Genomic DNA, 26,373 nt, shown 5'->3' on the forward strand with positions numbered 1-26,373 from the left:
TCTGAACACTGTGCTGACCGTTGAGGTGACTGAATGGCTGAGAATCCTAAAAAGACGACCACAAGGCGGCTGGAAAATCCTTTAAGTTCGGCGCGTCGCCGTTTTAGCTTATCGCAGTTGCGGCGCGGTTCCGATCGACGCTGGCAATTTCCCGGGCAGCAACCGGGTGAAAATGTATTGATGGTTGTACGTCGACACTGGTGGTTTTTGCTCCGACCCGCGTGGCCATTCCTGGTTTCCGCTTTATCGATCATCGCGATCAGTTTTATCGCGGTGTCGTATCCTGCGCTCGGTTCGCTCTGGATTCTACTGGAGATTGCGGCTGTCGTGGCGACGCTGGTAACGGGTGTGTGGTTTATCTATCGCCACCTGATCGCCTGGTGGTATGAGACCTATATTATCACCGATCGGCGCCTCATCAATGCGCGCGGCTTATTAGAACCTACACGCCAGCAGACGCCCATTGAAAAGGTCGAGCAGGTTGGCATTGGTGTAGATACATTGCCCGGCCACCTGTTTAACTTTGGTACGGTGCATGTATACCTGGCGGGCGGTGACCTGTATATCCGCGAGGTGCCAAGGCCCAAAGCTGTCCGCGATGCGATTCAGGGTATATCGACTGAAATCAAGGCGAAAAAGCCAAAGCCTCCAGCACCTCCAGAGCCGAGCGATCCCGAACTGGCGGCCGTCCTCAAATCGCTGGCCAAAGGCAAAGAGGTTCCCAAATTACCCAACGCGGACGAGAATCTCCCGCCGATTCGTGGAGAGAATGGGCGCTTTCTGGGACCACGTCGTACCTTTGGTGGTATTTTGCGCCTGCCCTGCGATGTACGCTACGTCTCGGGCGAATATACCGTTATGTATGTTCAGCGTTCGCAGTATCTGTTGTGGCGCAACATTGCGGTTCCAGTGCTCTTGCTGGTATTGTTGGCTCCCATCACCCTGTTTGCGCCTGGCACCGGCCTGATCCCCTATTCCATCTGGCAATACTGGTGGATCTTCATGGGACTGGTGCTTCTAGGTCTGCTGCTAACCATTTTCCTGATCTACACCAACTTTGTTGATGATGTTTACATCCTCACCAATCGCCGCATCATCGACATTGAGCGCCACTATGGTCTTTTCTTCGAGACCAGCCTGGAGGTAGAGTACAAGAGTGTTCGTGATATTCGCGTGCAGGTGCCCGGAGTGATTGCCCGCTTCTTTGATGTCGGACATGTCTATATCGAAACGCCTGGCAGCAATCCAGACGTCGTCCTCTCCTATGTGGACCACCCGTTTGTATTGCAGGATGAGGTGCTGGGCATCAAGTCGCACAAAGATAAAGTGGATGCCGCCAAGCGCGAGAATGATGAGAAGAAACACTTATACACCTGGTTCAGCACGGTGGTCAGCAAACTGGAGGATACCGATCAACGTGTGAGCACCCCCAATCTGAAAAACCTGGATCTCTTCGACGCCATGGGCTGTGCCAAAGAATGTGGCCTGGACGTGGTTGTGCGCGGCGAGGCGGTTGATAGCCCCAACATTCCGCCTGGCCTGGTGATTCAGCAGAGCCCCCCTCCTGGTACCGTCATGCAGAAAGGGAGCCAGATCGAGATCGTCCTGAGTAAAAGGCCGACTCTCGTCGACTCAATTTAATGGCGCGCCTGTGCGCCCCCGCACAGTCTCGCGCCTGCGGCGCTCGCAGGGGAATAGTATAGTGGTGCAAGTGTGGCGCATCCGCGCCACACTTGCACCACTATACTATTCCCCTAATAAAAAAAGTGAAGGTGCCAGAAACGTGCAGAGCACGTTTCTGGCACCTTCACTTTTTTTATGCTTACTACCATTTACCGGCGCGGACCAGGAGGGCAACGCTTTCGATGTGATAGGTCTGGGGGAACATGTCGACTGGCTGGGCTGAGACCAGGCGATAGCGTCCACCGGAGCATAGGGTTGCGATGTCGCGGGCCAGCGTGCTAGGATCACACGAGACGTAGCAGATGGCCCGTGGCGCCATGGTCTGCAATGCCTGTAGCGCTTTGGGGTGGCAGCCGGCTCGTGGTGGATCGACCAGGGCGATATCGATGCGTTCGCGTCGATAGTGCAACTGGTTAAGGATACGTTCCAGCGTTCCTTCCAGGGCTGTGATGTTATTCTGATTGTTCAGGGCGCAGCCGGCTCGTGCATCCATGACCGCGCTGGGTTGGGACTCAACGGCGATCACGCGGGCGCACTGGGAGGCCAGGAAGGTCGAGAAGAGTCCGACACCGCTATAGCCATCCAGCACTACCTCATGGCGTTGTGGCTCAAGGGCCGCCATGGCCTGCTCGACCAGAACGGAGGTCTGGATTGGATTGACCTGAAAGAATGAATCAGCCGAAATGCGGAAACGCCGTCCCAGCACAGCGTCGGTCAGGAATTCCTGTCCGACAAAGACACGTCCATAGCGTCCACCGACGCGCTCAATGATCACACCTACGATACCTGGCGCGATTGTCATCAGTTCCTGTGCCAGTTGATGTGGATTCTCCATCATCGAGCCGGGGCGCGCATTCAAAATGAGCAGCGTGGGCACCGCCTTGACCGCGTTGGGCGCGATCCCCGTGGCGGCATTGCTGACCGCCCCGATGGCGCCACGAATGGTTACGCTTTGCAACATCTGACCGAGAGTGTCACCAAAATAATCGATCAGTTTCCGGCGTACCAGTTGATAGACCTGGTCCAATGCGGGATGTAAGAGACCACACTCTTCCAGATCCTGTACATCGTGGCTTTCGGTTAGTTTAAAACCGATTTCGCCTGCCGCGCCCACTGTAAATACAGCATAATTGCGATAATGCCAGGGTGGGACGCTGGCTGGCATACCGATGGTTGGATGAACAAGTGCGTCTGGTTGTTTGCCGATGCGAACCAGCAATTGACGCACAATATGAGCTTTCCATGTCAATTGTGCGGGATACGCGATATGCTGCCACTGGCAGCCGCTATCGGTAAGCTGCGGGTAAGCTGGTTCGACCCGCTCGGGAGCGGGGCGAAGGATTTCTAGAAGTTCCGCACGTGCATGTCCGCGCCGTTCCTCAACAATCTCCACGCGTACCCGTTCACCCGGAATGCCTCCCGGCACAAACAGAACACGTCCCTCATAGCGGCCTACGGCGTCTCCTCCGTAGGCAAGATCTGTAAGTTCAACATCAATACTCATGTTCACCTCGGCGGCACCTGACGACAAACTCTGTCGCTGATGTCCGTCCCCTCTTTCCAACGTTTTTGTATCTTTCAAATCTTACTACATAGCCCCTAACAATGGAGCTTCACGTAGTGAAGGATGCTTGTAAATAAGTGGGCTTTGATGTAAGGCCCATGGGAGCATCCTCTTTTACGTGTTTTTACCAGGAGAGTGGTTGTTTTGGAGAGCCATAGAACCGCGTCCCAAAGCGGCTTAAAAAGACTGCTCCGACTCCCAGAATCCCTACTCCAATATTGACGACCCAGCCAATGTAAGGCAACGATCCAAACAGAGCCAGTATCGCCATACCAACGCCGATCTGAACCAGGCGTGTATCATATTGAGGAAGAATGCGTTGCACGATCGAGTGTCCGATAATCCAGCCGGTCGCGACCAATCCAAGTGCCCAGGCTGCAAAGAGTCCGACTGCGACCAGAATTGCCAGCGGAATAGGGATAATAAGTGCAAGCAAGACAGCGAAAATAGCTGGTGCAAGCAGAATGCTTAACAGCCCCAAAGCGAGGCTTCGTCGCGTCTTCTGTTTTATCGTCGTGCGCACCATCATGACATGTTCTGGTAACAAGGTGGTAAGCAGCATCCCCATCAAGACCCATGTCACAATATACCAGAAACGGAATTGAACGCCCGCATCACTTCCAAGCATGTCAACGACGCCCGTTGGACAGCCAAAGTAGCTTCCGTGAAGAAGCAGGTTGTCTTCTTTGTACCGTTGACCTCCACAAACATGAATGTCTCCATTGACGTGCGCGCCAGGGGAAGAACTGAGGTTGCCACCATAAAGGGTCACGTTGCCGTCGACTCCTCCATCGATAACCACATTTCCACCAATGACCATCACGTCTCCTTTGACTTCACCATGGATGGTGACATTACCCCAGAATGAAGTCACATCTCCACATACCACTTCTCCTTTGTTTACCACTACAGCACTCCTGAAACCGGGTTTGCGCTGTTCACCGGTGCAGTCGACTTGAGGTTGAGACGCCTGGGATGCCAGGTTATTGTTCGCCCCCTGTGCCGATGCCGTAGGAACGCCAGTTGTGAGTGCTTCTACTCCACCGCTTATCAAGAATGCCGTCAGGAATATAAGGCCTGACAGCGAGAACATGAATCGTTGTCTTCGAGAGACCTTTCGCATACTAGAACTCCCTATCATGGCCACCATCTGACCATGACCTTCGCTGCCTACGCTTCTTGTGGAGAGCGCATCAGACGAAGCCACATCCCCATCATGACGACCACTGCGAACGCAAGACCTGACAGCAGCAGGTTATCGCGGGTGACGAGGGTTAGTTCGGTCTGGATATATTCACCTAGCACAATGCCTGCGTCAATGACACCATTGAAGAGGGAAAGTGTTTTGAGTGCAAGATCGGTTTGAAGAATCGCCATGACCAGAAACAAGAGTGGAATGCTGCTCAAGGTGAGGAGACCTAGTGCGGCGCTAATAGCACCAGCTGTGCGTATGCGTGCAACGCGCAACCGCTGCTGTTGGCGCAGATCCTCAAGCTGATGAGTAATCTGCTTCTGTTGCTGGACTGCTTGCATGATCTGATCGGTTGAAATGCTGGCCCGGCGTACCAATGAGGGTTCAGATTTTTGAATATGGGGACGTGGCGAACCAACAAGCATGGCATCTATGCGTTGTTGTTCTCGCACAAAAGCACGGCAGGTGGCACACCGGCTAAGGTGCTGCTGGAGTGCTTGAGCGCGCGACGGTTCCAGTTCGCCATCACGCTGAGCGATCAGCCATTCTTTAGCGTCGCGGCAGCGCATCGATTGGTCCCTCCTCATTAGAAGTGTTCTGCTGCATATAGCGGGCCAGTAATTCACGGGCACGGTGTAAGCGTGCTTTTACCAGGGCCGGCGTGAGCTTTAACGCGTTGGCGATCTCTTCGTATGAAAAGTCATACCAGTAGCGCAGCACAATAACCGCCCGGTACTTGGCTGGCAGGCGTTGCAGATACGTTTGTATTTCGTCCTGTTGCTCACCATGTAACGCCGATTGTTCGGGACTGATACCCACATCGACGATCCATTCTAAAAATGGTACATCTTCGAGTGGCAGGGCCAGGAAGCGCCGACGGCGCAGCTGGTCAATGGCCAGGTGGGATGCAATGGAGAGCAGCCATGTGCTGAATTTATGCGCAGATTTATATGTAGCAAGCTGCGTATAGGATCGCACAAACGTCTCCTGCGTTACATCTTCAGCTTCCGTGATATTCCCGAGCATACGATACGCGAGATTCTGCACGGCATCTTTATAGCGTTCAACAAGTGTTGCGAAGAGGTCATGTTCGCCATTCAGTATCAGCTCAACGAGCGCTGCGTCGCTCATTGACTCCACGATGGCCCCCGACTTTGTTCTGGCGCTGGTCACACTGGTATCAGCAACACCCTGTACACCCGCCGCACCTGTTAGTGTCCCACTACCCTGACCACGACGTGGTTTACGAGCCGGCTGCGCGATCGCACCAGCCCCAATCCCTCCCAACATATTTGAAGCGTTTACAGTTGATTCTAGCATTTGTCACCGCTCATTTATTCTTAAAACTCGATTCAGATCATAAGAGGACGGATATACTGCGTCTTCTATGGTCATTTACGAGCAGCGACTAAAAAAGTTGTAATCTCCAGTTGAAGTGTAACACCAGTGGGTCACCAGTTGCAAGAGAAGAGGACCCTCGCCGACACCACACCTGTGATCACAACCCATGTCTACTGCTCCTTCTTTACCAGATCTGTACCGAACTGAACAACCATTTCTATTTTCTATATCGTATAGACGTAATAAATCGTTGCCATCAAATTATAATAACAAAAAATCCACCTGATTTCGTCCCTGTTAACCTCACAATGAAGTATTTGCTGCTGTATTTTCAGGAGTTGATGCAACACAACGGGTGGGTGCGATCGCACCCACCCGTTGTGTTGCATCAACTCCCCTGGATTATTTTGTCAGCACATTCAGGCTATTGGTATTATCATTGGTGAAGTAGACCTTGAGGTTCCCCAGCTGATCTTTCACTGCCGCGACCCCAAACAGGGCTGAATTGTTCCCTTGAGCATCGACCATGGCCGGATCGATCTGTTTTACCCCAACCACGGTCCCTTTCTGCAGATTGATTTCAACCAGGTTATTGTTATTCAGGTTTACCACCAGGGCGTCACCATTTAAAGGATTGATCGTCATACCGCCGGGATTATTCAATGGGCCACCTTTGAAGATGGTCTGAGATTTTACCGAGAGCTTGAGCTTGCTGCTGAATGGATAGCCGGCGATGCGGTTGGTTGAAGGATCAACGGCCAGCAGGACATCTTTCCATTTATCGTGGCCGACTTTGAGCTCCGGCAGCCAGCGTAGCTCAATCTTCGAAACTTTATCCCGCAGTCCGAACTGGCCAATCTGGGTTACCTTGAACTTGACGGGCTTGCCGCGCTCCTGCTTCTTGATATCGACGCGTAGGATCTTGCCGTCAAATTTGTTGCTGGTAAAGAAGGTAGCGATCTTATCCATGTCTTTGTCGCTGGTTTTACCAACTGTAATGCCCCAGGGTCCATTGAAGAGGGGGCTTTTCAGGGTCTGGAAAATGGAGCCATTGGCATTGAGGATCAACACATCATTACCGGTTGAGTTCGCCACTAACAGCTTGCCACCGTCGAAGGCCATCGCGGAGGGACCCGACACACCATTGGCGGCTGGCATATTAAAGACGCGCCCCTTGCCAGTGACAGGCGCGAACTTCACCAACGTCATCCCCTTGTCCTCATTACCAATATTAGATACAAGTATGTCACCAGCTTTTAGCGTTGGTGAAAGATTGGCCGGGGCGATCGCGATCTTGTAAGGGTTAGGATCAACCATGGCCCTTTTGCCAGTGAAATCGAGCACGTTCGCCGTGCTCCCGATCTGTGAGATATTTTTCAGCCCATTGATGTTCGTGATGGCTGGTGCGTGCCATTGTTTATGCTGCTGATACGCCGCGTGTGAGATGCTCAATTGCTGGAAAGCAAAAAATATGATCGCGCCCAGGAGTACTATAATCGTCGCCATGATACCCAGACGACCACCACGTGAAGATAAAAACTTTGTTGAGCCTGCCGTAGCGGGCTGAGTATGCGCCGTGTTAAGAAGTGACATCTCTACTTCTCCCCTTCTTGTCAAAGACAAGTTAAATACATAAACACAAATCTAACGCACAGTTTGCGACCTTATGTGCTTTTACACGAAGTGATAAAGTCACATTTTCTGAATAACCCAAAAGTCACTTCAAATACATATGTGCATGCTAATGGGAGGAATAGCCAATCAATGGTAATCATGACACAGCGAGAGGGGTCCTGGTTTTATGCCACTGATTAAGAATGTATCTTACACCCATGATTATCACGTGCAGCAAGCCTAAGCTTGCGCCCCTCTGTAGCTCACAAATCCATGGTGTGTTGGTGCAGTAGGGGGCGCATCCGCGCCCCCTACTGCACCAACACACAAAACCAGCGCGGCCGCGCAGCGGACGCGCGTGCGGGGGCGCGTAGATGCCCCCAGGGTGACGGGAGTCAGACACATTCTCTAAGGTCTCTGTATTGTAAAACCCTATCTGATCCGCTATATGTTAAAATTGAAAATAAATACATTAATAGATTTAGGGGTAAAAATGCAGAGCGCGGAAAAAATTTTGCATATTGAGAGAGATATCGTGTGGATGCCTAAACCAAATGAAGGGTGGCTTGTCCTATCTTCGCAATTGCCTGCAAGTGAGGCAATCTCGACAGCTTTTGTGCTGGCTTTTTCCGACGATCGTCTCTTGCTGACGAACCTGATTGATCGTGGCTGGGACATTGCGGGAGGTCATGTAGAGCCTGGTGAACTTGCCGAAGAGGCTGCCCGTCGGGAAGTATATGAAGAGACAGGTGCCACATTAGGACCATTGCATTTGCTTGGCTACCAGCGTTTACGGCTCCTTGCTCCCAAACCTGAAGGGTATCGCTATCCCTATCCTGATAGTTATCAGATATTTTACTGGTCCCATGTAGAATCGATGAATGAGAAGTTCGCTCCAACCGAGGAAGCACAGGGATGCGCCCTTTTTGCCCCGGCAGAAGCTGTAAATATCTCCTGGGTGAAGTCAAATTATGGATTGTATGAAGCCGCCTTAGCTGCCGCTACTCACTAATCACTCAGCCCTGAGCAATGAGCAAAAGATAATGAGGATAAATGAAAAATGAGCGTATCGATTCGACTTATGTCTGATGAAGATATAGAACCTATTGTTCAGCTATCACTGTTAGCCTGGGCCCCTGTATTTGACTCATTCCAGCAAGTATTGGGCGAGCGTATTTACGCATTGATGTATCCCGATTGGAAAAAGCAGCAGCAAGAAGTGGTTGAAAAGTATTGCCGTGAAGAGCAGACCACCGTCTATGTTGCGGACGTGGATGGGCGTGTGGCTGGATTTATCACCTACACCCTCAATAATGAAGACAAAACAGGGGAAGTTGATCTGCTGGCCGTTCATCCCGAATATCAAAATCGTGGCATCGGGACCGAGTTGAATACCTTCGTGTTTGAGAGGATGAAGGAACGCGGGATAAAGCTCGCCTCTGTGGGAACAGGGGGCGATCCAGGCCATGCGCCTGCGAGAAGATCGTATGAGAAGGCTGGCTATATCGGTTTACCGTTGATGCGCTACTACAAAGATCTATAGAGGTAGGTATAAGCTTGAAAAAAGACATGTCTAAGCCTCTCACCCGCGAGATTATGATAGATCGTTTACGCGCTGTTGTTGAGCATGATGAGCGTATCGTAGGCGCTGTGGACTATGGTTCGGAAAGTGAGGGGCGCGCTGATCAATGGTCTGATATTGATCTTGCCTTATTCGTTCGTGATACGGATCTTCCCTCCTTTGAACAAAATTGGAAGGCGTGGGCCGCACAATTTGGTGAGCTATTGCTTGCCTTTCCCGGTGTGCTCGATCACCCCTGGACAGTCTACCGGGCCGACCCTGTTCCGTTGCGTGTCGATTTTGCCTTCCATCCTGCTTCAAAACTTGATATCATCACGGCGTGGCCCAATAGCCCCCTTTCTCTGGAAGCGATGATCTGGTGTGACAAGACTGGCGGCGAATTAAGCAATTCTGTACAACAACTTATCGGCCGTCAACTTGGACCTTCTGATAAGGCAGCCACCTTCGAAAAAATCTGCGGGAGCTTTTGGTACTACCTGCTCTTTGCCCATTGCAAGCTTCAACGTGGCCAGCACTGGTTTGCACGCGAAGCGTTTAATTCCTGGGTTATAGGGAACCTTCTAGCACTCCTCAAATTTGAAGCAAGTGCTTTTGAGCGCTGGCAATCCGCGCCAGCCTCATGGAACCTTGAGCAGGTTATTACCCCACAGCGACTTGCCCAATTAGATAAATGTATTCCTGCCGTTGGTATAGAAAACTTACAGAATACCTTTACCCATACAGCCTGGCTTGGCCGAGAAGTTTGTACGGCAATAGCAAAAGCACATCATTGGATATAGCCCGAGGCACTAGCTCAAGAGTTGACCGAAAAAACATTTTCAGATCAGCTTTTTTAGGGCTTTGTATTTGTAGTGGAAAGAGAACGCTGTGGAGTAAATATCCATTTAAAGCTTAGATGAGTTTCATCTGGAAAGTGTGACTAGAGGGTAAGATCGAGAGTAAACGCCTTCTTACCAGCAGGGTGGTGTGAATGAGCTATTGACCCTCCAAAACGTTGTTTATAGTACGCGATAGTTGGAATATCGTGGTGGTCTGGATCATTCGGGCTGAAATCGGTCACTTCTAAAATGGCCTCTCCTGCAAGAGTCTTTCCGCTTTTAGAGAGCCATGTAGTTGTCCCAACGCTGATGATCTTTTTCATGTTTGTCCTTCCTAAGGTCTATCTAGAATTAAAAGATAGCATTTAGACCAGGTATAGATTATTAAATAACTCCTGGTCCGATATCTAGCAGATTAGTATGAGTCCACACGGTATGATGAATGTTTTTACTGCTCCATCTGAATCAGAAAAGTTAGAGACTACGTCATATATACCTTTCGCCCACAAATAGGACAAATACCATGCTTTACACTGGAGCGAACACTTATATTGCACTTTGTGCAATGTCCGTATTCACCATATGGCGTATCTGGATCTGCGCCGAACGGGTATTCCTCACGATCGATATATGCTACAGCACCTTTTTCCCACTCACTCCAATCGGGAGCATCAATCTCCTCTTCTCTCAAATCATTAGATGTAGCAAGTCCTAAATAATACTTTGATCTGCAATACTTTGCTTCTAAAGGATAAGGTATTCTTTCAGCAAACACTTGCTCTAAGAGATCGATTAAATCGCCATCAGGTATTTTTGTGAGTATTTCGCGCAATATTTCAGGGTTTTCTTTCAAAGTTTGTACAATTTGTTCTTTATTCATTTGTACCTCCTATAAATAAAATCGGTAAATCCAGGTTTTTCCCGTGGGCAAGTGGATCTGTACATGATGTGTATCCAGGAAAATGGGCGCATCAAAAAAGATGGCGTCATCTGTTTGTGCTTCTGGCAACCAGCCAGCGGGGAGCGTTGCAATAATTGGAATGGGACCAGAGAGTGGTCGTTTCCCCTGAAATACTCGCAGCGTCCCCAATTCGTATTCCCCTCCAAGAGCTGGTTGTTCAAGTGCATCATCTGCTTCTGGGTCTGGTGACCACCATTCCTCATTTTTTGTGTACAGCATACCCAGAGCTGCCCGTCAGGACCCATGACCGGACGGAGCACATCGTCTGCCCCTTCCAGGAGGTAGCTTGCGTGAATATCCTGGGAAATATAGTGGGAGTTAAGATCAATAAATTCAAAGTTCGTCGCATCTTCATTGCATATCGTACAAAGTGCGAGTTGGTTGTGGGGAAACACCAGCAGATCCTCCCCCCATCCGACCAGTGCAGATGAAACAGGGCAGCTGTGTAGAAGCTGCCTCTCTGGCCAGGAATACAACGCAAATTCATAGGTAGTGGAATAATATGAGGAACCAGCAGATTTACGAAACACAGCAATGCGCGTGCCATCTTCTAGCCAGGCCAGGGCGATAGCCCCTTCCGGCTGCCAAAAAATACGCTTTGTCCCTGTTTCCCACACGAGCCCTTCATTATCAATCCCAGCTTGCATTGCCAGATAATTTCCCATTGGATGGCTAGACGTAAGACGAAAAGGAGTATGCCCTTTCGGCGTTTTTTCAAAATCGGCAAATGGAATTATGGTTTCTAGCGTTCTCATTTTTATCTTTTATCTTTTTTCTCATCTCTATATAACTGTAGAGAGCCCATAGAAACACGAGACAAACTGCTGCCCCCATACCCTAATACACAAAGCTTATCATCGAATTCCCCTGATTTCGATAAATAAATGCAAAAATGCCCTACTCAACGGTAATGACCCCTAGCATAATAATGTTCAGTATGGGAGTAATACGCAATAAGGGTAGGGGAAATCGTCGTTTTGTTCGCATCGTACGTTCCTTAATTTCTAATGCATCTGCTTAATACACGTTATACATATTTTGTTCGTTTTCACTACTAAAACATAATCCATGAGACCAGTAACACATGGGGCGTACTGTGTTGGTTCGCTCATGGTTGATGGTTTAGTTGCTAGTTATTAATTTAGTGACTTGTAAAGTTCAAGATGTTAAATCACTTATTGCTTCCTTAGCACTTGTCGAAAGGTAGGAAATATCAGAATTTAGATATGATTTGATTAATGCAAGATATGCCAGATTTTTTGATGCTCCTAAAAAATAAAGCACATATTCTAACTCATGTGGTACAAATGCTGATAAATTTGCAACTAGTGATTCCCAATCTATAGATCTAGCTATAGTATGGTTATATGTAATAGCCTGGCTAATATTAAAAAGAATACTTTCTCTTATATCACTATTCTTTTCTACCAAGACTTCATTTATAAGCAAGCCGATAACCTGTATTAAATTTGTTCTATTTGCTTCTGAAGTGGTTAAATCAGTATACTCAAATAGATTTTCTATCATCTGTAAAGCCCTTAGCTTCTCTTTTTCGTCTCTTTCATATAAGGCTCCTCTTATTTCTTTAAAGATATCCATTTGTTTTCCCCTTTCAATTGAATAGCCTATAATATTGGTGATTACACCTTGCTCTATAGACGGTTTTATAAGATTTCCATTTGTTGTATCAGCTGTGCTTCTTTATTCTCGTCCTAATCGTCGGAAGGTAAAAGGCACCTGATTACACGATCCAGGTGCCTTTGTTTATTGAATATTTTGTTCATATCAACAGAAGTATTTATTCAGATCTTCTTAATAGGTTCTCAAGGTCTATATACTTTTGGGTGCTTTTTTAGGCTGCTATTATTTTTGGTGGTGGTATGGGTGCTCCGTCTGCGATAGCTGACATCAGCCAACTTTCAATCGAATCTTGTCCCTGTTGTACTGCTTCTTCGTAGGATCTGCCATGCGTCATACATCCTGGCAACTCGGGCACAGAAACAACATAGATCTGGTCTTGATCATCCCATCGAATAACCATGGAATAGTGCTTTGGATTGGGGTACACATCAAACTCCTAGGTTTGCTTTCTGAAAGACGACTGCGGCATATTGCACTCTATGTAAAGCAAACTTTTATTCCTCTTGATTGTCGATACCTTCACCAGTTACTACGAAATGTGGGCTATCCTCATTACTAAGATGAAAAAAGCGCCAGCATTCTGTATCGTCAGAGGCACTTGGAAACGCTGTAAGTTTATGATTTTGGCTCAGTTCGATGGTAAAGCCTCCAAAATCATCTGCTCGAATGGCCTGGACAAGACATGGTGTTTTTTCTCCTTTCAGAAAGAAGTTGAGGAGCCGCTCATCAAGGAGGGTCTTTTCTGTTTTGCCATGCGTATAGATTTCACTATCATTGTTCTGTATCGTTTCCTCGCTCTCCTCAGTAGGCTCAGAATAGCGGTCTCCCGAAGCCACAAGGATATGTTGTGCGTCGGTGAGACGCCAGGCGCACTGCACGTGCAAAGCATAGGTCCCTACTTCATATGATTGCCCACGACGACTGGTTCTCCATTGACGAGGGCCAAACTGAAAGGTGAGAAGATTAAGGGCTCTTCCCGCGCCCCAGAATGGGTGGCCAATCAAGCACTCAAGGGTTTCTTCCACTTGTTTTTTCATAGTCTCTTTATTCTTTCTCGGTTCACTAGTTTTTTTGGAAAGGAGAACGAAAAGGCCCAGCGACCCAGTTCCTGGGCGTGTTGAAGGTGGTGTTCAATAATTCTCTGCATGCGATCGTAAATGTAGTGGCTTGGAACAAAATTAGTCTTATTCTGAGCTTTGTGCATGGAAACAAAATCCAAGTGAGTCTATAGCTGGGAAGTGCGTTGAGAAGAGAAGGAGTGGGGCGAGAGGGAGTCGAACCCTCACGTCCTTGCGGACAGGAGATTTTAAGTCTCATCAACACTAGAAATGGCTTCACAGGCTGCTTCAGCTCCTATATATCTTGTTCAACAGAGGAGATTTTTGCACTGTCAATTTAGGTGCTGCTTGTGTATTTTAGCGCTAAAGTGGAAGCACCCGGTTTACTTACTATCGGGTGCTTTTTCTTTTAGGCTGCTACTATTTTGGGTGGTGGTATCGTTGCTCCATCTGCGATGGCTGACATCAGCCAACTTTCGATCGCATCTTGTCCTTGTTGTACTGCCTCCTCGTAGGACTTGCCATGCGTCATACAGCCTGGCAGTTCGGGAACAGAAACAACATAGATCTGGTCTTCGTCATCCCATTGAATAACCATGGAATAGTGCTTTGGATTGGGGTACACATTAACCTCCTAATCTTTTCAACGCATTGTTTACTTGTAGTATTTGGTATCGCTCTGCGTCGTCTCCGTCTTTGCCTGAAAGGGTGACTCGGACATCTGGCAGATTAGGATGAGTCCACACGGTATGACTTCCTTTGCCTGGTCTCCATAAGAAACCAACTCTAGAAAGCTTTGCTTTTAATTCTCTTATCTTTACAGGCATGTACCACTCCTCGGTTTGCCTTTACTAATAATAACACAGGATGATGAATGTTTTTACTGCCCTTTTGTGTTTGTTATTAGCTGATTTTATTTGGTTCTACGAGCCAAGTTTGTATTCTTGCCTTCTATCTCCGACATACGATTTAGGAAACAGAAGCAGGTCTAAATTCCCTCCAGAAGCCAGTTTACTGCCATTGATATACGGCAATAACTTAGAATGTCCTGGTTTTTTATCTCTCTCCTTTTAATCCTAAATCAACGCTCAAAGCCCCTCGATCTTGTGTTGCTTCACCCTCGGTTATGCGCCTCAGACAGTAATATATTTCTTGAGCGATAAGTTGCATTGCTACTCAGTACCAAGCGTTGCTTGTAAAAATTGTGGATCATCGCGAACATCTTGAAACTCAGGTAAATCACGGTAGTCACGCCAAGATTTTCCACCTGCATGCAGATGTGCGGCAGATCTCAATAACGAGAGGACTTCATTCCTATCTTTTGTGGTAATCCATAATGAAGCTGCCAACCATAGGTAGGTATGGCTCCTCCCTTCATGAACATTCAGAGATCGACGAAACTGGGCGATCGCGAGATCATATTGACCAGCAAAATAGAATTGTGCTCCGAGATTGTGGTATCGAATCCAGAAGTCACCAGGCAAATGACCAACCGTCGATACGAACTCTTCTCTTTGTTCTTCGATAAAGTGGGCTGTTTCGGTACCTAATCGCCGCAACTCGTCGATGCGTCCGAGTTGCTGATATGCTTTCATTTGAAGGTGTGAAGCTTCAGCTATCAGATAATAATTCTTTTCCCACGAGGGATCTTCCTGTGCAATCTGACGAATCCTTTCCCCAAAGGAGAGAACTTCATCCGTCCTTTTTAGCACTGAGCAGACCACTCCAGCGGTGCGGAAATAGCAGAATCGATCGAAGCGATTTGTCTCAGTCGCTTCAACTTGAGGTAGAAGATCATGAAAGATGTGCATCCACTCCTCTCCTTGTCCCAAAGCTACCCAACCAAGAGCTTGTGTGGCATCATTCATAACTCGACAGATATCTTGCAAAGGAGTATTGCGCAAGGCCCAGTGGAGGAAATCTTTTTGTGTTTTTATCATCTCTTCATAACGGTGAGCAAGAGCGAGATGATCTACCAATTCCCATTTAGCCCAGGTTTCCTCTGAAAGAGGTAACGATTGCGTTAGGTAACGAGAGAGAAAATGGATAGGGGTTTCTCTCTCCTTTAATTTATGGCAAAGGATAATTCCGAGGTGAACAACCTCCTCATCTAACGTTGGTTGGTTAAGCCTTTCTTGCAATAGTTTCCACGCCTGGTCTAACAGTAGGTTATCCGGCAATTGCTCTCGTTCATTGAGTTGAGAGTCATACTGATCCAAAAGATTGGCCAGTTTATGTTCTCGCTGGATATTTGTACGATCAAAGGCCATGGTTCCCTCCAATATAGCCAGTATAATAAGTATAAAAGATTATGGCTTTTATTTTTGACCGGCAAAATTTTGATAAGCTTCTCTATAAGCTTGCGTTATTGGTGCTCCAGACTTCTTCATGTCAATGACAAACACTCTGGTATCTTCCCGCGGGAAGATGATCTCACTAAATCCAAAGTGCTGCAGCAGTCTGACCCCGCTGCGGGTGGCTCCGACTGATACAATCCTCTCGACGATAACTCCTCGTTTACCGAGATCGACTATGGCATCCATGAAATTAGAGATGAGTTTAGCACCATATTTGCTTCTGAGGTCTTTGTGCAGACTTGGTTTGATGCCGATTTCAGCAAGGTACAGCTGCACCTTATTGCCTGGCGTGTATTCCTCTATATCATTGGCTGATATGTCCACGTCACCCAGGAGGATGGACGTGTCAGCCATCAAGACCTTCTCGAATTTCTTCGAGCCTGGCTTGAGCGGTAAGATCGTGGCGATCCCTACAACGTCTTCGCCTCTCTTAAGCACATAGACCACCTGAGGATTTTTCTGTATCCATGAGGTCCACTTCTCTGCTAGAAGTGCATCGCTCTCGCTGGTGCTCGTGGTAAACAGCTCACGATTGAGTTTGATGCATCCGGGGATGTCAGCTGCCTGGGCCGTCGTAAAGTAGACGGCTTCGGTTTCCTCCTCAAGTTTGAAGAATGTCTCTAACTCTCTGGCCAGAGCGTCTACATCCTTCTTCAAGTAATATCCATGTTTCCTTCCAGGAGGAACAACGTGTCTGATCTTGCCCTTTTCTACATAATTGGCGATCATGGCTCCGCTGATATTCAATATCTCTTTCACCTGTGTCGAGGTGTAGTATCCCTTTGGTGGCTGGTATCTAGGCATTGCTTCCTCCCTGAATACGAATTTCAGTATCCTCCAATATTGTATATTTTTTCAGATATGTTTGCAATGTTAGTGATGTAAGTATTGACAACACAAGATTTATTATGGCATAATTACTTTTGTCAGTAATGTTAGTAATGAAAGTGACGTATGAGACATATCAAGCAAGGAGGCAAGAACTTGAAGAGTTGTCGGTGCGCGTGCTGTCAGCAAGAGTGCATGCCATTAGATGTCTTGTTCGTACCTGACCCCTCGCAAATTGATGAGTACCTATGCAGCTCATGCTCTACAGCATTTTTCGATGCCTTTCTCGAAACATACCCTTCCAATGTTGTCACATTCGCGTCGCTTCGCCGCGGCCGGACTACTGGTGAATTAGTCGCATAGCAAAAGGAGTAGAGGATGTTCTTTGTAATGCTGCCCTGGTTGATCATTTCGGTACTGGTCGGTGGTGTGGCTGGTTTGCTCGGTGGTTTCTATCTGGCATCCGCGCAAACACGCAAACACTACACACATTTTCAGGGCATTCACACACAGCCTGTCCAGCGTGGATATCCGAAGGTTGTCAGCCGCTATCTGGATGAGGATGAAGTCTATGCACGTCCTCGCCGCTAAGGAGCTTTAGCCTATGCGTAGTTGCTTTGACTGTGATAGAAGCGGGGTCCGCCTGGTTGAGGTCAAGGTGGGTCCATATCTGATCTATGTCTGTACGGATTGTAAGCGGAAACGGAAAACGCATAAGTAGGGATGTTGGGCTAGGTCTGGTACACCTAACCCAACAGTTCGAGTAGCTAGTTGCACTGCGAAGTTTGGCTAGGTCCTCCCTGTGATTCTCTCACATAGGACCTGCCAGGGCAAGTATTGCCAGAAAAGGTTCTATGCGCAAACTGCTTCTTATCGGGCTGGTGATTGTGGCTGCGGCCTTGCTGTATCCCTCGTTTCAGGCAACAGCACAACATCAGTCAAGCTCACACGCTACCGTCACCAGTTATGTCTCGATGGCTCGCCAGGCGGCGACGGATGCAGGCATTTCTCCCGATCTCTTTGAGCGGCAGATTGAGCAGGAGAGCAAGTTTGATCCTCGTGCACTCTCTCCTGCTGGTGCGCAAGGGATTGCACAGTTCATGCCTGCGACCGCTCGTGCGCTTGGTATCGATCCCTGGAACCCTGAGCAAGCCCTCAAAGGGGCGGCTCATCTTATGGCGACCTACAACAAGCAGTACCACGGCAATTATGCGGCGGCTCTAGCTGCTTATAACGCTGGCCCTGGTGCGGTTAAAACGGCCGTTGATCACTGTCGATCACAATGGCAACGCTGCCTTCCCGCGGAAACACAAAACTATATCACTGTCATTCTGTCTGAACAACACAACTAAGAAAGAAGAGGTGCTCCTATGGCCCTAGTATTAACAGGTGTGGTCAATGGCATTCGTCCCGTTGGTGGAACCATCGAAAAAGGCCCTCGCGCTGGTGAGCAGTGGCATTTCCTCTCGATGGAGATTACTGACCCTCGCTATGGTCGCGTCTACTCCTGCCAGCTGCGCAGCAATGACCGTCAGTATAAGGACCTGGTTGAGGCGAAACCGGGCAAGGATGACAAGGGACGTGACATCGAGATTCACACCCTCAAAAATGATCTGGCCGGTCACAAGGTCAAGGTCACCTTTGTCAGCCAGACCGCTGGTGAGCGCGAGATCGAAGACAAGAATACCGGCGACAAACAAACTATTCTGCAGATCCGCACCCAGGTCACTAATTTACGCGACCTTGGCCTTCCCGAAGATGACGACGAATAGTTGATGCTGTTGCGGCTGTCCCTGGCCGGGATAGCCGCTCTCCTTGCTCTCTGAGCAGAAAGGTTTCCTCTCATGGATGACGCACAGAACTTTTCCAACACACAGGCATTTCCTAACCTGGCTGAAGAGAACACGGCGACCGGATACGCGCAGGCTTCCCAGGGACAGAGCACTTCTCGGCCGGGCATCTTCGGTCGGCTGCGCTCGGCCTTTAGCAATGATGAGGACCCAGGAGCCGGGGCTGCGGTTCCGCGCTCTCCTCGTCCGGCGGCTCCCTCAACCAGTACCGAGGCGCTGCCTGCAGATTATACTATTGAGACTCAATCAGCGGCCAGCCCACGCCTGAATACCTCGTTGATGACACCTGAGCAGCTGCGCGTTCGGCGTATGAACCTGGTCGAGGGGGCGAAGTTCGGCCGTCCCTCCCATGAGCGGTTTATGCTCTTCCTCCTCAAGTTCTGGCTCTTCCTGGGGCCGATTGCTTTCGTGGCTCTGACCACTTCGGAGGTGGCCTATGTGCTGACACGCCTGGTGCCAGCTGGTGACACGGCCGATTATGTGATTGCCGGTGGTGCGCTCTTCATCGACCTGGCTATGATGTTTGTCACCTTCGGGGTTGCTATCAAACGGCGCGATCTGGAGGAAAAGCGCGAGTCCGGCGGTATTGTTTCCAAGCGTGAGGAGGGCGAGGTCTGGTTAGGTACGGGCATGTGGCTGGTCTTCGCGCTGATCAATATCATCAGCCAGACCGCCTTCCTGCTGCACGTGATTGGCCAAAGTCACGACGCCAACATGACGATTCTCTATGTATTCATCGCCTCGCGTGTCGCTGGTTTCATCCTGGGTGACGCCTCGACCGCCTTCTTCCTCGCCAAAGTGGACGGCAGCGCCCTCAAGCTGATCGCCCGTGGCGAGCGCGAAAAGGGCGCGATCTATCGCGAGATCGCGCAAGCCGAAGGCGAGCGCAAAACGATCGAGGCCAAAGCAGAAGCGGATATCCTGTTGCTGCAGATCAAGGTTCAACAGGAAAAGGAGGACGCCGAATTTCTGGCCGAATTGAAGCGCCAGGTCTTCAAAGATATTCTCACGCATCGGCGCGCACCCAACACGCCCGAACTCAGCGAGCCAACAAAATCTCGTATGCGTCGACTCGATCAGTAACGTTATCTCTCTTTTCTCTGAAATCTTTTCGCGCCACGCGCCAACCGCCCGGCTCATAAGGTGCGCCCGTCGCTCCCGTGTTCCGGGCCTTCTCCCCTCATCCAACACATAACAGAAAGGAGCCTTGTCTATGGCTGATCGTTCACCCAACAGCATCGTTTTCACGGCTACCACGACGGCCCACGAAACGGACGCCAAAACAGCCCTCAGGCATCCAGGAGCCGAGGCACGTACCCCAACGCCCGACAACGATCACGCCCGCACTGCGGCGGTGCGAAGCAAGCGTACTACCTTTGAAGGCTCTGCTACGCTTGGAATGGCGAGGCGAGAGGGTATCTTATGCGCTCCTCAGTATATCCTCTCGCCTCGGCATGGAATGCATAGCAGGGCCGCAAAAGGTGGAGACGCTAGCCGCGAGACCGCCTTGACGTGTGTGTGCCCTCTTCTAAAGATCTTTCCCCGTTCGAATGAGCAGAAAAACATAGAAACTGCTCATAAGCAGGCCGCAAATACCAAGTATCACATAGAAGAAGACATAGCTCCTGTTCGCTGTAATCACGCAATAAAATGCTTCTGCTGCCCCAGCAAAGAAGAAAATAGCACTAAAAGCCCAAAGATAGAAGCGTGTTTTCTTGTTTATTCTCATAGTTTCCTTCCTCGCGTTTTGTGTAAGTATCCTCTTCTACACGTAACAAGCAGGTTTTCCGGATGGGGAAATAGCAAACTGCACCCCACGAAACCAGTAACACGTGGGGTGCAAAATACCTGCTCTTGTTCTCTCTTTTCTTTCCTGGGGGTGAACGTATGAGCATGTATGATGTGGCCCTCTGGCGGTTCTGGCCGTCTTCTGAGTTCCCGATAGTTGACGAGGTTGAGGCATCTTCTCCTCTGCTGGCCGCTCTTCATCTGATGCATAGAAACCGGCTTAAACATGCCTCGTATGTGGCAGTGGCCGCGCCTGGTGATGTCATCTCTCGATGGACCGATGGGCTTTCGCTTGTACTGGATGAGGAAGAATCCGAAGAACAGGAGGTGCTTTGATGGGAAAAGATACACTCCTCGTGTCACCAGTGGAATTGAAAGCAGTCAATCACAATGCGGATACCTTTTTCGTGAACTTTAAGTTCCTGGGATCGGACGGCCGCCCGAATGGTCAGCCGCTCCCTGACCATATCGCCAACCAGCTGGATGAGTGGCAGAAGACCGCCCGCAAAGAGCATGCCCACGTGCCAACCTCGCTCACTTTCACCTATTGGGCAGGAGATGAGGCCTATAGCCAAACCTTGATGATGCGTGAGCATGGGTCAAGTCCCTGGTCCTGGCTGCTCTACTCTGATGATGTGAAGATCAACATGTCCTATGGCACCCTCAAGGGGAATGTGTTCTGCCAGGCGCGCTTTTCCTCGCACCTGCTCCACATGATCGGGCCGGAACAATCCATTGTAGCCACTGAAGCTATGCTGCATGCGTTCATGGGTGAATTGTTCCATCAACAAGCCTCTGAGATACACTTATGCCTGGACCTGCAGGGCTTCGATTTCTCAACGCTCTGCATCCATGATCCTGACCGCTTCCCCTTCGTCTCTCGCGTCACCAACATCAGTGACCGGCCGCTCCCTCCGACCAATGAGGAACAAGAGGGCGGGCTTTCTGACCTGGGCTATGCCAAGGTGCAGCAGCAGATTGAACAGGACAAGCACACACTTGAACAGGAACTCTTTTTGCAGCCTGCGCTGCGCACGACACACCGACGCATTGCCACGCTCGATTTTGGCTCTCATGCCTCCGACCTCTCAGCCCAAATTTACAACAAGACATTAGAAATCAAGAAACATCAAAAGCAGTGGTTTGAGGCCATCTGGCGTTCAAACGGGTGGGATGGTGTCTCGGAGATCTGGCGTATTGAGTTCCGCTTCAAGCGTAAGTTTCTCAACCAATATGATCTTAATGAGGCATTCACGGTGATCGCGATGTTTGAGACACTCTGGAAGTATGCCACGGAAGAGTGGCTCCGCTTTGTGGATCTCGAACAGTCCAGCGACTCGAATACCTCCAGGCTGCCAACACATCCGGTGTGGGAACTGGTCCAGCGAGCCTATAGTGTCCAGTTGGAAACCTGCACCGCTGATCCAGCGGGCGAACAGGAAAACCGTATCCAGCAGGTCATTCAAGAGAAGCCCCTGCAGGTGATCAAACAGGCCGAATATATCCGCATTGATGACGAACTGCAGCACGTGTTCTGCTGGTCGGATGAAGACTTGCTCCAGCTGGTGCGCTCTGATGAAGGTCCCGTAACCTGGTCGCGCTGTCTGCTCTCGGTGGCCTTCCTCAACTACGTCGTTGAATTGCCGGGCAAGCTGCGCATGGCTGAGGCAGGTAGACAATATGCGGCCCTGGAAGAGAGCCTGCGCGATGTCTCGGTGGAAGTGCTGCGCGATCTGGCCCGCTCTGCCCTGGCCGGGCTTTCTCCTGATCAGGTGGCCGAACTGCTCGACCACCTTTCACCCCGATCCTTTGAAGAAGTGCGTACGCGCCTGGTCAAGCAAGATCGGCGCATGGCAAAGCTAGACAGTCTCATTGCTCTGCTGGCCGGGGCGTTTCGGTCGGCGGTCGCCCTGGCTCCGCCCGATGAGATCGGCGAGGTGAGCAGCATTACGGGTCAGCGGGTCCGGCAACCTGACCTCTATTCTGATGCTCTGTGGGTGCTGCGCAAGATGCGGGACTACGACAAGAAAAAGGAACGGGTCTACTGTGAAGAGGTCTGGAAAAAGCGCCTGGCCTATGGCTTTGTCACGGCGCTCCAGCTGGATGAGGAGCGGAAATACTACGGCGTTGACCTGGCCCCGTCTGACTGGTCCGAGATCGATACGGTCTTTGATGAGTTGCGCTCTCCGCGCAAACAGACGGGCAAGAAAAACGGCGTAGACACTGACTATGATGATTTGACTGATATTGCTTAGGGGGTGATTGGCATGAAATTATCTGAGGTTATTGAGCAATTTCTTGTTGACTGTAAAATTCGTGGCCTGACTGAGCAGGCTATAGGGTTCTATCGTAAGCGCCTGACACTCTTTGCTCGGTCCCTTGAAGAAGAGGAGAAGGTTGTTGAGATTGAGCAGATCAAAATTTTTCATCTGCGCCGGTTTGTCCAGCGCCTTATGGAGACAAAGGCGGGCGCGAATAATCCCTATATGGTCACCCAGGAGAAGACCCTTTCGGCCTTTACGGTACGTGGTTATGTGCGTTCTATAAAGCGGCTGTTTGGTTGGTGCATGGAAGAGGATTTGCTAGATACTAACCCTGCTAGCCGCCTGGTTCAGCCTAAAGCTCCTGAATATATTGTTCCTACCTTTACACCTGAGCATATAGAGAAGATGTTGGCCTCTTGCGATCAGTCTACTCCTGAGGGTTTCCGTAACTATGTGCTCCTCCTGGTGTTCCTGGATACTGGTATGCGGCTCTCTGAATTGTGCGGCCTGAAGCTTTCCGATATTGATAGCCAATTTCGCTACGTGAAAGTCTTCGGGAAAGGACGAAAAGAACGCGAGATCGGCTTGCATCCCGAGGTTGGTAAGCTGATATGGAAATATATTCATAAATACCGTAAAGTTGCTGATCCTGATGAGCAGACTTTGTTTACTGGCCGCTACGGTGAACCTCTGAAGAATCGTGGTGTGAGTAACATTATTCATAATATCAAGCGTGAATGCGGTTTTGAGAATATGCGTGTTTCCCCTCATGTTTTCCGCCACACGTTCGCCAAGTACTACCTTAAGCGTGGCGGTGAGATTTTCAAGCTTTCGCGTGAGATGGGGCATAGCACTGTTCAGATAACAGAACTGTATTTGAAAGATTTCCATAGCGGTGAAGCTCGCCAGGAACACTCTACTTATTCGCCTATTGGGGACCTCAATCTTAGGGGGAAAAAGAAGCCTCGTCGGAAGAAAAACAAGGAGACTGACGCTGAATAATTAGATCATATTAGCTTAGATTTTCGTTGTACTCTAACGCAGGAGATATTGCGGTCTCCTGCGCTAGAGTCGTTTTGCTAGTGCAGGAGACTTTAGAAAAAATGCCAAAAATAAAGTCTTCTGCATTGTTTTTTTGGTGATTGGTGATTTTGTGAAGTGGCTCTAGAAGCGCTTGTAGAGAGGAGTGGGGCGAGAGGGAGTCGAACCCTCACGTCCTTGCGGACAGGAGATTTTAAGTCTCCGGCGTCTACCATTCCGCCATCGCCCCGGATTTGGTATATTGATAGTACCATGCTTCAGGCTGCCCGTCAATCAGTTTTGGCGCGAGTTTTGGCGCTTCTGAAGAGTTTGTGGCGTTGTTAACCTCTTCTCCTGTGACCATTCGCCCTATTTCGCCTTTTAGATAACACAAGAAGAGGCGGCGCATGTATTCTTGCTTTTGGACTTTCTGGTAGAAATTACGAGTTACTTGCCTCTAATATTGACGAGGGTAGGCATCTAGGGCATAATACGAGTCGTGCAGGAGTGAAAAATCATTCATACATAAGGAATCAACCAGGTAAAAAAATACTATGAGTAACGGCACTGAGAGCAACACTATGTTTCCCGACCAGCTGGTGCGGGGTAGATATGACGTTATTGTGGTAGGCGCCGGCCATGCCGGCTGTGAGGCGGCCCTCGCCAGCGCCCGCATGGGCCGTAAGACGCTACTGCTGACCATGAATCTGGATAGCGTGGCTTTGATGCCCTGCAATCCGTCGATGGGTGGACCGGCCAAGGGCCATTTGATTAAGGAGATCGACGCTCTGGGTGGTGAGATCGGCCGCAATACCGATCGCACATTTATCCAGATCCGCATGCTCAACACCAGCAAGGGTCCCGCCGTCCAGGCTCTGCGTGCTCAGTGTGATAAGCAGGCGTATCGCCTGGCGATGAAGTTTGTGCTGGAGAGCCAGCCCAATCTGGAGCTAAAACAGGCTACCATTTCACAACTGCTTAGCTATACCGGCAGCGATGGTCGCCCGGTGATGACCGGCGTGGTGACCAATAATGGCTGGCGCTACGAGGCTCCCTCGATCATCCTGACAACAGGTACCTTTATTAACGGTCGGCTGGTGGTGGGAGAGAAGACGCAGCCGGGAGGACGCGCCGGTGAGGGTCCGGCCCTGGGGATCTCGAATGCGCTGCAGTCGTTGGGACTACAGGTGCGGCGCTTTAAGACCGGTACACCGCCGCGCATCGATGCCCGTACCGTCGATTATAGCAAGACCGAGCTACAGCCGGGCAGCCGTGTGCCGCTCTACTTCTCGCGCGATCGCGCGGCCCGAGAAGATGTGCAGCTGCCGGGTGGACGGCCGAATCCTATCTATCCGGTGACTGACGAAGATCTGCATGGCTGGCGCCCCCAGTTGCCTTGCTACCTGGTACGCACCACCGAGCGCACCCACCAGGTGATCCGCGATAACCTGCATCGCTCTCCCCTATATACCGGCGTAATCGAGGGGGTTGGTCCCCGCTATTGTCCTTCGATTGAGGACAAGATCGTGCGCTTCGCGGACAAGGTCTCGCACCAGATCTTTCTGGAGCCTGAAGGATGGCGCACCGGCGAGATCTATGTGCAGGGCATGAATACCAGTCTGCCGGAGGATGTGCAGCTGGAGATGCTGCATTCGATTCCAGGACTGGAACACGCCGAGATGATGCGTGTCGGGTACGCGGTCGAATACGATTATGTTCCCCCCGACCAGCTGTTGCCGACCATGCAGACCAAGCCGGTCAGCGGACTCTTTCTGGCCGGTCAGATCAATGGTACATCTGGTTATGAGGAGGCGGCCGCTCAGGGTATTATGGCGGGCATCAATGCCGCGCTGGCGGCCTCCGGTGACGAGGCGTTTGTGCTAGGACGTCACGAGGCTTATATCGGGGTGCTGATCGACGATCTGGTAACGCGGCCGATGAGCGAGCCCTATCGCCTGCATACCTCGCGCGCCGAGCATCGTCTCTTGCTACGTCCCGATAGCGCCGACCTGCGCCTGAGCGAGCACGCTTATCGTCTGGGTCTGATCGATGAAGAGCGCTACTTCCAGGTAGTGCAGAAAAAAGCCGCCATTGCCAGTGCACTTGGTCGCCTGGATGGTGTCAGTTTCAACTCTTCCCGTATGGTTGAAAATTGCGCGCAGGAGGTTGGTATCGCGCCACTGGGACAGAAGATGACCGGCCGCGAACTCTTGCGCCGCCCGGAGGTAGGCTATCAACAGGTAGTTCAGCTGCAACAGCGCGTCGAGCAGGAGCGCATCGCTAACGCTGATGATCCCGCCAACCTTATCTCGTCAGAGCAGCTGCCTCTGCTGGAAGAGGATGCCGCTGAAGAGGTAGATCTGCAGGTCAAGTACGAGAACTATATCCGCAAGCAGGAGCAACTGGTACGCCGCACCCAGCGCCTGGAAGAGATGCGTATCCCCGATACCATCGATTATCAGGCCATCCCTCATTTACGTACCGAGGCGCGTCAGAAGCTGATGCGGACCCTACCCCGAACGGTTGGACAGGCCTCCAGGGTAGAGGGCGTCACACCAGCAGACATCGCTATCTTGATGATCCAATTGGAAAAACTACGCGCATTAAAGGCTTCGTCTTGACACTACAAGCATTGAACGTGTAACATACACACATATTACTCATTAATAATGTATCAATACGCAATAGAACCAGAGGTGTGTGTTTCCCCCCTACATGCGCCAATGGTTCTTATACGCTCATAAACTGTTAAGAATTGGTACCTTTGCGGGTACCTACCATATATGAGTCATCCCGGATTTTTCAAAAATCC

General features: G+C 50.1%; 29 protein-coding genes and 1 tRNA gene. 12 read left to right on the forward strand and 18 right to left on the reverse strand.

What is annotated here, in order from left to right; all coding sequences use genetic code 11:
- Positions 1 to 33 precede the first annotated feature (33 nt).
- Positions 34 to 1,641 (forward strand): PH domain-containing protein, encoded by a 1,608-nt coding sequence (locus KTT_RS13365; RefSeq protein WP_126596441.1) that lies wholly within the window; start codon positions 34 to 36, stop codon positions 1,639 to 1,641.
- Between the two features lie 184 nt (positions 1,642 to 1,825).
- Here KTT_RS13365 and rlmD read toward each other — a convergent pair whose 3' ends face one another.
- From rlmD to KTT_RS13390, 5 genes are all read right to left on the reverse strand, one after another.
- Positions 1,826 to 3,187 carry a 23S rRNA (uracil(1939)-C(5))-methyltransferase RlmD gene (gene rlmD / locus KTT_RS13370; RefSeq protein ID WP_126596442.1) on the reverse strand — a complete coding sequence of 454 codons (1,362 nt, stop codon included), beginning with the start codon at positions 3,185 to 3,187 and terminating at the stop codon, positions 1,826 to 1,828.
- A gap of 184 nt (positions 3,188 to 3,371) precedes the next feature.
- On the reverse strand, positions 3,372 to 4,370 hold the full coding sequence (locus tag KTT_RS13375; protein ID WP_126596443.1) for a DUF8173 domain-containing protein: 999 nt from the start codon (positions 4,368 to 4,370) through the stop codon (positions 3,372 to 3,374).
- A gap of 47 nt (positions 4,371 to 4,417) precedes the next feature.
- Entirely contained in the window at positions 4,418 to 5,008 is a 591-nt protein-coding gene (locus KTT_RS13380; protein ID WP_160145845.1) for an anti-sigma factor family protein, read from the reverse strand.
- A complete protein-coding gene (locus KTT_RS13385) occupies positions 4,989 to 5,759 on the reverse strand; it encodes an RNA polymerase sigma factor (protein WP_218030889.1) in 771 nt (256 codons plus the stop codon). The genes KTT_RS13380 and KTT_RS13385 overlap by 20 nt, the downstream gene beginning before the upstream one ends.
- Before the next feature lie 423 nt (positions 5,760 to 6,182).
- Positions 6,183 to 7,373: an NHL repeat-containing protein gene (locus KTT_RS13390; protein ID WP_126596445.1), complete on the reverse strand. Its 1,191-nt coding sequence runs from the start codon at positions 7,371 to 7,373 to the stop codon at positions 6,183 to 6,185.
- 562 nt (positions 7,374 to 7,935) lie between these two features.
- On the opposite strand from KTT_RS13390, the gene KTT_RS13395 reads away from it, so the two are divergent.
- The 3 genes from KTT_RS13395 to KTT_RS13405 are packed head-to-tail and all read left to right on the forward strand — an operon-like array spanning position 7,936 to position 9,755.
- Positions 7,936 to 8,406, forward strand: a complete 471-nt coding sequence (locus KTT_RS13395) for an NUDIX hydrolase (RefSeq protein WP_126599609.1) — start codon at positions 7,936 to 7,938, stop codon at positions 8,404 to 8,406.
- 48 nt (positions 8,407 to 8,454) lie between these two features.
- Positions 8,455 to 8,937 (forward strand): GNAT family N-acetyltransferase, encoded by a 483-nt coding sequence (locus tag KTT_RS13400; RefSeq protein ID WP_126596446.1) that lies wholly within the window; start codon positions 8,455 to 8,457, stop codon positions 8,935 to 8,937.
- Between the two features lie 14 nt (positions 8,938 to 8,951).
- Positions 8,952 to 9,755: an aminoglycoside 6-adenylyltransferase gene (locus KTT_RS13405; RefSeq protein WP_126596447.1), complete on the forward strand. Its 804-nt coding sequence runs from the start codon at positions 8,952 to 8,954 to the stop codon at positions 9,753 to 9,755.
- A 140-nt stretch (positions 9,756 to 9,895) separates the two neighbouring features.
- Here the strand turns inward: KTT_RS13405 and KTT_RS13410 are convergent, their stop codons facing one another.
- From KTT_RS13410 to KTT_RS13455, 10 genes are all read right to left on the reverse strand, one after another.
- Positions 9,896 to 10,117: a hypothetical protein gene (locus KTT_RS13410; RefSeq protein ID WP_126596448.1), complete on the reverse strand. Its 222-nt coding sequence runs from the start codon at positions 10,115 to 10,117 to the stop codon at positions 9,896 to 9,898.
- Between the two features lie 158 nt (positions 10,118 to 10,275).
- Positions 10,276 to 10,674: a hypothetical protein gene (locus KTT_RS13415; protein WP_126596449.1), complete on the reverse strand. Its 399-nt coding sequence runs from the start codon at positions 10,672 to 10,674 to the stop codon at positions 10,276 to 10,278.
- Positions 10,671 to 11,510, reverse strand: a complete 840-nt coding sequence (locus tag KTT_RS13420) for a hypothetical protein (RefSeq protein ID WP_126596450.1) — start codon at positions 11,508 to 11,510, stop codon at positions 10,671 to 10,673. Before KTT_RS13420 ends, KTT_RS13415 begins: the two co-directional genes overlap by 4 nt.
- 403 nt (positions 11,511 to 11,913) lie before the next feature.
- Positions 11,914 to 12,354, reverse strand: coding sequence for a hypothetical protein (locus KTT_RS13425; RefSeq protein ID WP_126596451.1), 441 nt, complete (start codon positions 12,352 to 12,354; stop codon positions 11,914 to 11,916).
- A 253-nt stretch (positions 12,355 to 12,607) separates the two neighbouring features.
- Positions 12,608 to 12,796 carry a type II toxin-antitoxin system HicB family antitoxin gene (locus tag KTT_RS37675; protein WP_126599611.1) on the reverse strand — a complete coding sequence of 63 codons (189 nt, stop codon included), beginning with the start codon at positions 12,794 to 12,796 and terminating at the stop codon, positions 12,608 to 12,610.
- A 94-nt stretch (positions 12,797 to 12,890) separates the two neighbouring features.
- Complete coding sequence (locus KTT_RS13435) at positions 12,891 to 13,433, reverse strand: hypothetical protein (protein ID WP_126596452.1); 543 nt, start codon at positions 13,431 to 13,433, stop codon at positions 12,891 to 12,893.
- A gap of 430 nt (positions 13,434 to 13,863) precedes the next feature.
- Positions 13,864 to 14,052, reverse strand: a complete 189-nt coding sequence (locus tag KTT_RS13440) for a type II toxin-antitoxin system HicB family antitoxin (protein ID WP_126599613.1) — start codon at positions 14,050 to 14,052, stop codon at positions 13,864 to 13,866.
- Between the two features lie 28 nt (positions 14,053 to 14,080).
- A complete protein-coding gene (locus KTT_RS37680) occupies positions 14,081 to 14,281 on the reverse strand; it encodes a type II toxin-antitoxin system HicA family toxin (protein WP_126596453.1) in 201 nt (66 codons plus the stop codon).
- Between the two features lie 345 nt (positions 14,282 to 14,626).
- Positions 14,627 to 15,724: a hypothetical protein gene (locus KTT_RS13450; protein WP_126596454.1), complete on the reverse strand. Its 1,098-nt coding sequence runs from the start codon at positions 15,722 to 15,724 to the stop codon at positions 14,627 to 14,629.
- 48 nt (positions 15,725 to 15,772) lie between these two features.
- Entirely contained in the window at positions 15,773 to 16,615 is an 843-nt protein-coding gene (locus KTT_RS13455) for a helix-turn-helix domain-containing protein (RefSeq protein ID WP_126596455.1), read from the reverse strand.
- 402 nt (positions 16,616 to 17,017) lie between these two features.
- On the opposite strand from KTT_RS13455, the gene KTT_RS13460 reads away from it, so the two are divergent.
- The 4 genes from KTT_RS13460 (at position 17,018) to KTT_RS13475 (ending at position 19,572) form a co-directional block, all read left to right on the forward strand.
- The gene (locus KTT_RS13460; RefSeq protein ID WP_126596456.1) at positions 17,018 to 17,230 is read left to right on the forward strand and encodes a hypothetical protein; all 213 of its coding nucleotides are present in this window, start codon (positions 17,018 to 17,020) and stop codon (positions 17,228 to 17,230) included.
- A 263-nt stretch (positions 17,231 to 17,493) separates the two neighbouring features.
- A complete protein-coding gene (locus KTT_RS13465; RefSeq protein WP_126596457.1) occupies positions 17,494 to 17,991 on the forward strand; it encodes a lytic transglycosylase domain-containing protein in 498 nt (165 codons plus the stop codon).
- A gap of 18 nt (positions 17,992 to 18,009) precedes the next feature.
- Complete coding sequence (locus KTT_RS13470) at positions 18,010 to 18,411, forward strand: hypothetical protein (RefSeq protein WP_126596458.1); 402 nt, start codon at positions 18,010 to 18,012, stop codon at positions 18,409 to 18,411.
- Between the two features lie 72 nt (positions 18,412 to 18,483).
- Positions 18,484 to 19,572, forward strand: coding sequence for an ATP synthase subunit B family protein (locus KTT_RS13475; protein ID WP_126596459.1), 1,089 nt, complete (start codon positions 18,484 to 18,486; stop codon positions 19,570 to 19,572).
- A 445-nt stretch (positions 19,573 to 20,017) separates the two neighbouring features.
- Here KTT_RS13475 and KTT_RS13480 read toward each other — a convergent pair whose 3' ends face one another.
- Positions 20,018 to 20,218, reverse strand: a complete 201-nt coding sequence (locus KTT_RS13480) for a hypothetical protein (RefSeq protein WP_126596460.1) — start codon at positions 20,216 to 20,218, stop codon at positions 20,018 to 20,020.
- Between the two features lie 158 nt (positions 20,219 to 20,376).
- Here KTT_RS13480 and KTT_RS13485 point away from each other — a divergent pair, with 158 nt between their 5' ends.
- Genes KTT_RS13485 through KTT_RS13495 form a run of 3 tightly spaced genes read left to right on the forward strand, consistent with a single transcriptional unit; the run spans position 20,377 to position 23,543 of the window.
- Complete coding sequence (locus KTT_RS13485) at positions 20,377 to 20,613, forward strand: hypothetical protein (protein WP_126596461.1); 237 nt, start codon at positions 20,377 to 20,379, stop codon at positions 20,611 to 20,613.
- Positions 20,613 to 22,532: a magnesium transporter gene (locus KTT_RS13490; protein ID WP_126596462.1), complete on the forward strand. Its 1,920-nt coding sequence runs from the start codon at positions 20,613 to 20,615 to the stop codon at positions 22,530 to 22,532. The genes KTT_RS13485 and KTT_RS13490 overlap by 1 nt, the downstream gene beginning before the upstream one ends.
- A gap of 12 nt (positions 22,533 to 22,544) precedes the next feature.
- On the forward strand, positions 22,545 to 23,543 hold the full coding sequence (locus tag KTT_RS13495) for a tyrosine-type recombinase/integrase (protein ID WP_126596463.1): 999 nt from the start codon (positions 22,545 to 22,547) through the stop codon (positions 23,541 to 23,543).
- Positions 23,544 to 23,728: 185 nt separating this feature from the next.
- On the opposite strand, the gene KTT_RS13500 is transcribed toward KTT_RS13495, so the two are convergent.
- Both KTT_RS13500 and KTT_RS37410 read right to left on the reverse strand, forming a co-directional pair.
- A tRNA-Leu gene (locus KTT_RS13500) sits at positions 23,729 to 23,811 on the reverse strand.
- Entirely contained in the window at positions 23,791 to 23,925 is a 135-nt protein-coding gene (locus tag KTT_RS37410) for a hypothetical protein (protein ID WP_268904506.1), read from the reverse strand. Before KTT_RS37410 ends, KTT_RS13500 begins: the two co-directional genes overlap by 21 nt.
- A 190-nt stretch (positions 23,926 to 24,115) precedes the next feature.
- Between KTT_RS37410 and KTT_RS13505 the strand changes: the two genes are divergently transcribed.
- Entirely contained in the window at positions 24,116 to 26,182 is a 2,067-nt protein-coding gene (locus KTT_RS13505; RefSeq protein ID WP_235845703.1) for a tRNA uridine-5-carboxymethylaminomethyl modification enzyme MnmG/GidA, read from the forward strand.
- Positions 26,183 to 26,373 lie beyond the last annotated feature (191 nt).

This window comes from Dictyobacter aurantiacus, assembly GCF_003967515.1.
Classification (GTDB): domain Bacteria; phylum Chloroflexota; class Ktedonobacteria; order Ktedonobacterales; family Ktedonobacteraceae; genus Dictyobacter; species Dictyobacter aurantiacus.

Excerpts from the sequence above, each read along its gene's own strand:
- KTT_RS13495 (WP_126596463.1), top strand. The coding sequence starts at position 22,545 with ATGAAATTATCTGAGGTTATTGAGCAATTTCTTGTTGACTGTAAAATT.
- KTT_RS13385 (WP_218030889.1), bottom strand. The coding sequence starts at position 5,759 with ATGCTAGAATCAACTGTAAACGCTTCAAATATGTTGGGAGGGATTGGG.
- KTT_RS13460 (WP_126596456.1), top strand. The coding sequence starts at position 17,018 with ATGTTCTTTGTAATGCTGCCCTGGTTGATCATTTCGGTACTGGTCGGT.
- KTT_RS37680 (WP_126596453.1), bottom strand. The coding sequence starts at position 14,281 with ATGCCTGTAAAGATAAGAGAATTAAAAGCAAAGCTTTCTAGAGTTGGT.
- KTT_RS13470 (WP_126596458.1), top strand. The coding sequence starts at position 18,010 with ATGGCCCTAGTATTAACAGGTGTGGTCAATGGCATTCGTCCCGTTGGT.
- KTT_RS13505 (WP_235845703.1), top strand. The coding sequence starts at position 24,116 with ATGAGTAACGGCACTGAGAGCAACACTATGTTTCCCGACCAGCTGGTG.
- KTT_RS13395 (WP_126599609.1), top strand. The coding sequence starts at position 7,936 with ATGCCTAAACCAAATGAAGGGTGGCTTGTCCTATCTTCGCAATTGCCT.
- rlmD (WP_126596442.1), bottom strand. The coding sequence starts at position 3,187 with ATGAGTATTGATGTTGAACTTACAGATCTTGCCTACGGAGGAGACGCC.
- KTT_RS13475 (WP_126596459.1), top strand. The coding sequence starts at position 18,484 with ATGGATGACGCACAGAACTTTTCCAACACACAGGCATTTCCTAACCTG.
- KTT_RS13420 (WP_126596450.1), bottom strand. The coding sequence starts at position 11,510 with ATGAGAACGCTAGAAACCATAATTCCATTTGCCGATTTTGAAAAAACG.
- KTT_RS13465 (WP_126596457.1), top strand. The coding sequence starts at position 17,494 with ATGCGCAAACTGCTTCTTATCGGGCTGGTGATTGTGGCTGCGGCCTTG.
- KTT_RS13455 (WP_126596455.1), bottom strand. The coding sequence starts at position 16,615 with ATGCCTAGATACCAGCCACCAAAGGGATACTACACCTCGACACAGGTG.
- KTT_RS13380 (WP_160145845.1), bottom strand. The coding sequence starts at position 5,008 with ATGCGCTGCCGCGACGCTAAAGAATGGCTGATCGCTCAGCGTGATGGC.
- KTT_RS13375 (WP_126596443.1), bottom strand. The coding sequence starts at position 4,370 with ATGCGAAAGGTCTCTCGAAGACAACGATTCATGTTCTCGCTGTCAGGC.
- KTT_RS13485 (WP_126596461.1), top strand. The coding sequence starts at position 20,377 with ATGAGCATGTATGATGTGGCCCTCTGGCGGTTCTGGCCGTCTTCTGAG.
- KTT_RS13400 (WP_126596446.1), top strand. The coding sequence starts at position 8,455 with ATGAGCGTATCGATTCGACTTATGTCTGATGAAGATATAGAACCTATT.
- KTT_RS13440 (WP_126599613.1), bottom strand. The coding sequence starts at position 14,052 with ATGGTTATTCAATGGGATGACGAAGACCAGATCTATGTTGTTTCTGTT.
- KTT_RS37410 (WP_268904506.1), bottom strand. The coding sequence starts at position 23,925 with ATGGTCACAGGAGAAGAGGTTAACAACGCCACAAACTCTTCAGAAGCG.
- KTT_RS13365 (WP_126596441.1), top strand. The coding sequence starts at position 34 with ATGGCTGAGAATCCTAAAAAGACGACCACAAGGCGGCTGGAAAATCCT.
- KTT_RS13480 (WP_126596460.1), bottom strand. The coding sequence starts at position 20,218 with ATGAGAATAAACAAGAAAACACGCTTCTATCTTTGGGCTTTTAGTGCT.
- KTT_RS13390 (WP_126596445.1), bottom strand. The coding sequence starts at position 7,373 with ATGTCACTTCTTAACACGGCGCATACTCAGCCCGCTACGGCAGGCTCA.
- KTT_RS13410 (WP_126596448.1), bottom strand. The coding sequence starts at position 10,117 with ATGAAAAAGATCATCAGCGTTGGGACAACTACATGGCTCTCTAAAAGC.
- KTT_RS13435 (WP_126596452.1), bottom strand. The coding sequence starts at position 13,433 with ATGAAAAAACAAGTGGAAGAAACCCTTGAGTGCTTGATTGGCCACCCA.
- KTT_RS37675 (WP_126599611.1), bottom strand. The coding sequence starts at position 12,796 with ATGGTTATTCGATGGGATGATCAAGACCAGATCTATGTTGTTTCTGTG.
- KTT_RS13425 (WP_126596451.1), bottom strand. The coding sequence starts at position 12,354 with ATGGATATCTTTAAAGAAATAAGAGGAGCCTTATATGAAAGAGACGAA.
- KTT_RS13415 (WP_126596449.1), bottom strand. The coding sequence starts at position 10,674 with ATGAATAAAGAACAAATTGTACAAACTTTGAAAGAAAACCCTGAAATA.
- KTT_RS13490 (WP_126596462.1), top strand. The coding sequence starts at position 20,613 with ATGGGAAAAGATACACTCCTCGTGTCACCAGTGGAATTGAAAGCAGTC.
- KTT_RS13450 (WP_126596454.1), bottom strand. The coding sequence starts at position 15,724 with ATGGCCTTTGATCGTACAAATATCCAGCGAGAACATAAACTGGCCAAT.